We start from the raw sequence: 6,059 nt of genomic DNA, 5'->3' as shown, positions 1-6,059 counted from the left end.
AAGCGAGATCAGACTGCCCAGCGAAACCAGCACCCATGTTCACCGACGCTGTCGCGAACCCCCACCTACGTGCTCACACAGAGAGTCGTCCAACACCCCCCGGCCCTATGCGCCCGCCCCAGCGCGCCGCCTACCAGCCCCAGGCCACCTCACGCCAAGATGGGGCCCCCGTCAGTTTGGAGCTCTCGGGAGACAGGAGCAGCATCTTGATCGACATGGACGTCCAGCACCGCCGCAGCTCGGTTCTGATCAGTGCATCCGGGGAACTCGACGACGGTGCGGGAGATGTCCTCCAGCACGCTCTGGACTACGTGACCCTGGGCGAGCAAGACCTTCTGATCGACCTGCACGCCGTGACAGCAATGGACGCTGACGGTCTGCTTCACCTGCTGGAGCTGCACCGGTGCGCGGAGAGCAGGGGGCTGCGGGTCCTGGTCACCGGCTGGCAGCCGCAGCCTCAGCAGTGCATGGCCACCGTGGCCGGTATCCCAGGACCGCGGGCCGGCACCGGGGAACGCTACGCCCTGCCCGGGTTCCGCCGGCTCCTCGAGGAAAAGGTCCGGCGCGCATGGGAGCGTTCCGACTCTGCCGATGGCTGGCTCCCCCGCACATAGCCATCGCGGTCGCGCTGTCCCAGGGAGTGGAGGCCGATGGGCAGGATGCGGGCGGGACAGCTGGTGGGCACGGCACCTTCGGCCACACGACTGGCACCGGGCGTGGACGGCCAGCCTGCCGAACCGTTCGGGCTGAAGGGTTATCCAGCTCGTGACGGCCGACCGCATCGTCCACGCGCTCGGCCGGTGCAGCCCCGCCGCCCCGGCCCTCTGGCCGCCACCGAGCGGTGACGGCCCCCGCACGGCGGACGGGGGGTGGGAGCTATCGCCGCAGACGGGTCCAGTCGGCGAAGGCCAGGGCTAGCAGCATCGGGCCGGGGGTGAACCCGGCCTGGACGGCCTCTCCCCACTCCGGTGCGAGACGCGCCAGCACGGTAGCGGGCAGCGGGCTGACGATGGCGGCGGCCACGAGTAAACGCGTCGGCCAGAGGCGGCGGACGGGCTCGGGCTGCTGGTCCACCATCAGCTCGGGCTGCTGGTGCACGGGTTCGGACATGGTGAAGCCCCCATGAGGCATAGGCAGGAACCGCCAGAAATCGGGGCAGGCCCCGGGCGGTGACCGCACTCTGCGACAGCAGGGGGCTAGCCGCGCAACCCTCACAAAAATGCAGCTCAGAGCAGGGTCGTGCGCGTATACACCCCCGGCCCTTAGCCCCTCAACCTCCGGCGCCGACTGCTCACCTGAAAGCTGCGGTCGGCCCCGCCCCGAGCAGCGGCACGACCTCCACCGTCACGTCCAGGCGCAGCCGCTGGAAGTGCAGCGGGTGCCGGAAGATGACGGGGCTTCGGGCAGGTCACTGCTCGGGGCGGGGCTCGTCGAGGTGCGTCATCGCGTACGGGTGCTCCTCGGGGTGCCGAGCAAGACGGGCGAGGGCCCAGGCAGTCCGGGCGTCCATGCCGGGTCCGAACTCCGCTGCCAGCCAGCGCGCTTCCCAGGTCGTTCTGGGGGCGAGGATCCATCAAGCAACTGAGAACTTGGCCCCGCCTCCGGTCGCGGACGCAGTTGGTCCTGCTGGCGGTGTGATCTTGGGGTCGGGAGTTCCGGATCCGTCCGGCGTTCTGGGTGTCGTATCGGCCACAGCGCGAGTTTCACGATCTTCGTGCTCGCCCTTGGCCCAGTTGCCGGGATATCACCGGAACGAGCACCGGCACCCGGCCTGTTGACAATGACCGGCAGTCGTCCCGCTGCTCCTGGGCTCGAGCCTGGCATGCAGCGCAGTCTCCGCCACCGACGATGCCGAGCTGCAGGCCCCCGGCACCGCCGCTCACCCGGCGGCTACGGCCGGCCCCGCCCCGAACCGCGGCACGTCCTCCACCGTCACATCCGAGCGCAGCCGCTGGAAGCGCAGTGGGTGGCGGAAGACACCGCCGCGGTCCACGGCCCGGTCGGCGCTGACCTCCGCCACCAGGCCGGGCCGGACCAGGACCGTGTCCAGGACGTCGTGGGATCCCCACGTCGCGGTGAACCGCACCCCCGTCCACGGATGCCCGGGGTCGGCGGCCGTCAGGTGCTCGGCGACCTGGCGGGACTGCTCCGGGCGCAGCGGTACGGTCCGGCCGACAGAGCGCAGCCGGCCTGCATTGTCGTAGCGGCCCAGGACGAGGAGCTGCGGGTGCGCGAGGGTACCCGTGATGGCGCCGATGACTGCCTCGGTGGTGTCCCTCCTTCTGATCTTGGTCCACCCGCGGTATCCGGGAAGGTACTTCTGGGCCATGCTCTTGCAGACCAGACCCTCGACGCCTGCGACGTCGGTCCAGGACCCCAGCCAGTCCTGCGCCGTCGCGGGGTCCGATGTCATCGGGCAGAGCGTCCACGGCGCCGTCAGGCCATGGTCGGTGAACAGCTCCTCCAGAAGAGCGCGCCGTTCCTTGTACGGGCGCGCCAGCAGCTCCTGTCCGTCCAGTTGCAGGACGTCGAACGCCACGTAGTAGGCCGGCCAGCGGGCGGCCAGCGCGGGCGCGCCGCGGCCGCGGGCAGCGGCGCGGCGCTGCAACGCCTCGAACGACAGCCTGCCCGCCTCCGGATCCCAGACGAGGAGTTCGCCATCGAGGACCAGACCGGCGGGCAGTTGCGCGTCGGCCGCCGCGATCAGTTCGGGGAAGCGGTCCTGGATCAGAGCACCGCGCCTGCTCTGCAGCAGCGCCCTCCCCTGCGGCCCAGCCGTAGTGAAAACCAGCGCCCGGAACCCGTCGAACTTCTGCTCAAACGCCAGCGCGCCAGCCCCGGACGCAACCGGCACAGACTCCGCGGCCTGCGCCAGCATCGGCTCCACCGGCGGTCTCAACGTCACTCAAGCCTCCTCACCCGTCGCCTCCTGCCAGGGTCACCCCCGCCACCACGCACTGGCCCGGCGACACACAAGACCTACGCGCGGTGACGACCGGATCTCGGACATGCACAGGCGGTACGTGGAGTGCACCCCGCGTCTGGGCTTGCCCATAGATTCGTACGCGTGAGCAGATTGTGGCTCTTGAGGGTGAACCTGAAGGGGTGGAGGGGAGATTGGGGGTTCGGCCGGAGTCCTGGGGGTGAAGGGGCACCGCCAGGTGCTCCCGTCATAGATGGAGCCAGAATGACGGCGTTCATGGAGGCAGCCGGCTACGTCCCGGCCGCCCTGAGCGCGCTGCAAGCGCTGGGCGCCCTGGTGCGCCTGTGGCAGCACCGCAAGACCGGCAAGTCCAGCCTGTGCGGCTGCGCCCTGCCGGCTGTTCGTGAGGACTCCGGCCGAAACGGCCAGAGCGGCCCGTCCGCTCCGGCCCGTCTCGTGCCGTCACCCGGCGCTGTGGTCACAGTGACGATCGAGGGCCTGCCCGAGGGCGCGGCCGCCGTGGTGACCGTGACCACGGTCCCCGGGGACGGGGGGCCGGGCGCGTGGTAGGGCCCGTGGTCGGTGACGGCCTCGACGGAGAGTCAGCCGTCCTCACCGACGTCGCGCAGCGGCTGCACGATATGTACGCGCGGTTCTCCGAGCGGGAGCCGTACGTGCTGCAGCGCGCCTTCCCCCAGCTCTCCCTGGCGTCGTGTCAGGAGACGGCGCAAGAGGCGTACCTGGCCACCGGCCGCCTCGCGGCTGCAGGTGAGCTGCCCCAGGACACGAACCTGGACGCCTACCTGCACCGGGCCGCCTGCAACCGCGCCAAATCCGAACTCCGCCGCGCGGCCCGGGCTGAGCAGCGGCTCCTGGTGATCACGAACAGCGACGCACCCAGAGCTGTGGCTGCGGCCGACTTCTTCGCGGACCTGGACCTGCTCGACGACCTCGTGAAGCCCGCCATCCGGTCCATGAGGGCGAGCAGACGGCGCAGGGTGGTGGAACTGCAGAGCCTCGGATGGACCGACGACCAGATCGCGGCCGAACTCGCGATACCCCTTGCGAGCCTCCAACGCGACCGCTACAACGCGCTGCGCTTCCTGCGCCGCACCCTCGCCCGGCATATCCGGGCCGGACTCGGAAATAACCCCCAGAACGGACAGAAGGGTGACTGATGTGAGCACGTACGACGACCACCACGGCGGGCAGGGTCGCCCGGAGCCGGTGGTCCCGGCCGGGCTCGCGCACCTCCTGGCCCAGCTCGCCGGGCCACCCGACCACTGGGACCGCCCCGAAGGCGACTTCGGGCCGCTCTCCCACCTCTACCGGCTGACCCGGAAAGAACGCGCCCTCGCCAACTCGCTGTACCGGCTCGGCTCCAGGGCCCTGGCACGCGGGGAACTGGAACGCGCGGCGCAATGCCTGGGCGCGGCGGCAGAAGCAGGGCACCCGGGAGCACTGTTCCGCCTCGCAGTGGTGACGTCGAGGACAGGCCTGGTGGATGAGGTGAAGTTCCTTGTCGCCGAGGCCGCCCGGCACGGTCACAGCGACGCCGAACGGCTCCTGGCCGCCACCGCCGGACGCCTGGCCGGCCGCCCGCAGATCGAGGACCCCCACTACATCGGCGAACTGCGCCAGGTGCTCGGCCTGCCCTGCGGACCCTCTCGGCTGCCCGCCCGCGTGCACCCCGCCACCGTCAGCGCCACACCCCCCGCCGACAGGCAGCACAGCCTCGTCGGTGCTGACCGGCTGGTTCCCGTTCCCGTCCAGCGCCTGGCACGTCACGACACGGTGGCGGGTCCTCACCCCGAGGCCCCCGGACTGTACGGCGATGGGCACCGCACGAGAGTGCCCCCAGCACCGACACCAGCACCCCCACCGAGCGGACGTAGCCCGGACAGGGAGCTACGGCGTGGACCCTCGGTGGCAAGTGGGCTGGTGCTGCCGATGGCCCCTGCCATCACATCGCCCGCAGCTGATGGGGGAACCGGGCCGAGCACCACTGCGTCATGGTGGTCCGCCACGGCCCTGCGTCCCGCCCGGCTCACCGGCCTGGCCCGCACCATGCCGGTCCCCCACCAGACCGACCGGCAGTGGGAAACCGTCGCCCGGGCCCGGGACGTGTTGCACCTCATCAGCCAAGCCGGCGGGATCTCCACCCGCGAGATCACCCGCCGCACCGGACTGAGCTTCGCCGCGGCCACTCGCCTGCTCCACTGGCTGCGCGGCCAGCACCTCATCGAAAGCATCGCCGGCGACCACCACCCCGGACCACGCCTGACCCTCACCACCGCCCCCGGACACCAGCACGAGCTGGTACGGGTCACGCTCGACGGACTCTGCCGGCAGCTGGGGGCGGCGGTGTACTACTCCCAGTACACCGACGGCGAAGTCAGCATCGTGACCTCGGCCTCCGGACCCAAAGCCCCCCCGGTCGTGGAAGGGGTGCCCTTCCCGCAGGTCGCGCACGCGTCCGCGGTGGGCAAGAGCCTGCTGGCGCAGCTCGACTTCGACGGCCGTATGGACCACCTCGCCCGCTACCGGCCCCGCGCCCTGGCCGGCCGGACCATCACCGACCCTCTAAGGCTATTCGCCGAACTCGACGTACACGGTCCGCAGGCAGGCCAATTCGATCTCCTGGAGTACTCCGACCAGCAGGTCTGCGCCGCCTTCCCCCTGGCGATGCCAGGCAGAGCCGCGTGCATCGCCCTGTCCCTGCCCGCCCACCTCCACCCGCGGCTACTGGAAACCGCCCACGCACTCAGCCAGCACTCAGCCGGAATCCTCCTGGCGTTACTGCTCACCGACATCAGCCCCGCAGCCCAGCCCGCCAGACCTGAACCCGGCGCCTGGCCAGCAGACAGCACCCCCGCCGCCGCACTCCCCTGACCGATCAGCCCCGGCGTGCTGGTGCCACAGCACCAGCACGCCGGACGCTGAACGGACGATCAGCGCGTTGAAGAACTCCCGCGCCGCGGGTCCGGCTACTGGGGATTGAGCGGGGAGATGCCTGTCCCCTCGTACAGTTCGGGGGCCAGTGTCGGCGGTCGCGTTATTCCCCATGATGGGTGGTTTGAGCACTTCGTTATTCCCCATACCGAATTCTCCTAATTGGCCATGGGTACGGAGGAGT

The 6,059-nt window shown here is 70.6% G+C and carries 6 protein-coding genes; 4 read left to right on the top strand and 2 right to left on the bottom strand.

Going from position 1 to position 6,059, the window contains the following annotated elements:
• The first annotated feature begins 215 nt into the window (after nucleotides 1–215).
• The gene (locus tag ACIBEA_RS43950; protein WP_399270101.1) at nucleotides 216–614 is read left to right on the top strand and encodes an STAS domain-containing protein; all 399 of its coding nucleotides are present in this window, start codon (nucleotides 216–218) and stop codon (nucleotides 612–614) included.
• 262 nt (nucleotides 615–876) lie between these two features.
• On the opposite strand, the gene ACIBEA_RS43945 is transcribed toward ACIBEA_RS43950, so the two are convergent.
• Nucleotides 877–1,110, bottom strand: coding sequence for a hypothetical protein (locus tag ACIBEA_RS43945; protein ID WP_399270100.1), 234 nt, complete (start codon nucleotides 1,108–1,110; stop codon nucleotides 877–879).
• A gap of 769 nt (nucleotides 1,111–1,879) precedes the next feature.
• Entirely contained in the window at nucleotides 1,880–2,905 is a 1,026-nt protein-coding gene (locus ACIBEA_RS43940; RefSeq protein WP_399270098.1) for an ATP-dependent DNA ligase, read from the bottom strand.
• Between the two features lie 282 nt (nucleotides 2,906–3,187).
• Here ACIBEA_RS43940 and ACIBEA_RS43935 point away from each other — a divergent pair, with 282 nt between their 5' ends.
• The 3 genes from ACIBEA_RS43935 to ACIBEA_RS43925 are packed head-to-tail and all read left to right on the top strand — an operon-like array spanning nucleotide 3,188 to nucleotide 5,815.
• A complete protein-coding gene (locus tag ACIBEA_RS43935; RefSeq protein ID WP_399270096.1) occupies nucleotides 3,188–3,493 on the top strand; it encodes a hypothetical protein in 306 nt (101 codons plus the stop codon).
• A gap of 5 nt (nucleotides 3,494–3,498) precedes the next feature.
• Nucleotides 3,499–4,101 carry a hypothetical protein gene (locus ACIBEA_RS43930; protein ID WP_399270095.1) on the top strand — a complete coding sequence of 201 codons (603 nt, stop codon included), beginning with the start codon at nucleotides 3,499–3,501 and terminating at the stop codon, nucleotides 4,099–4,101.
• 1 nt (nucleotide 4,102) lies between these two features.
• Nucleotides 4,103–5,815, top strand: coding sequence for an IclR family transcriptional regulator C-terminal domain-containing protein (locus ACIBEA_RS43925; RefSeq protein ID WP_399270093.1), 1,713 nt, complete (start codon nucleotides 4,103–4,105; stop codon nucleotides 5,813–5,815).
• Nucleotides 5,816–6,059 lie beyond the last annotated feature (244 nt).

The sequence above is a fragment of the Streptomyces sp. NPDC051555 genome, from assembly GCF_044454405.1.
Classification (GTDB): Bacteria; Actinomycetota; Actinomycetes; order Streptomycetales; family Streptomycetaceae; genus Streptomyces.
The sequence above is the reverse complement of the archived record's forward strand: the minus strand, read 5'-3'. Positions and strand labels throughout refer to the sequence as shown.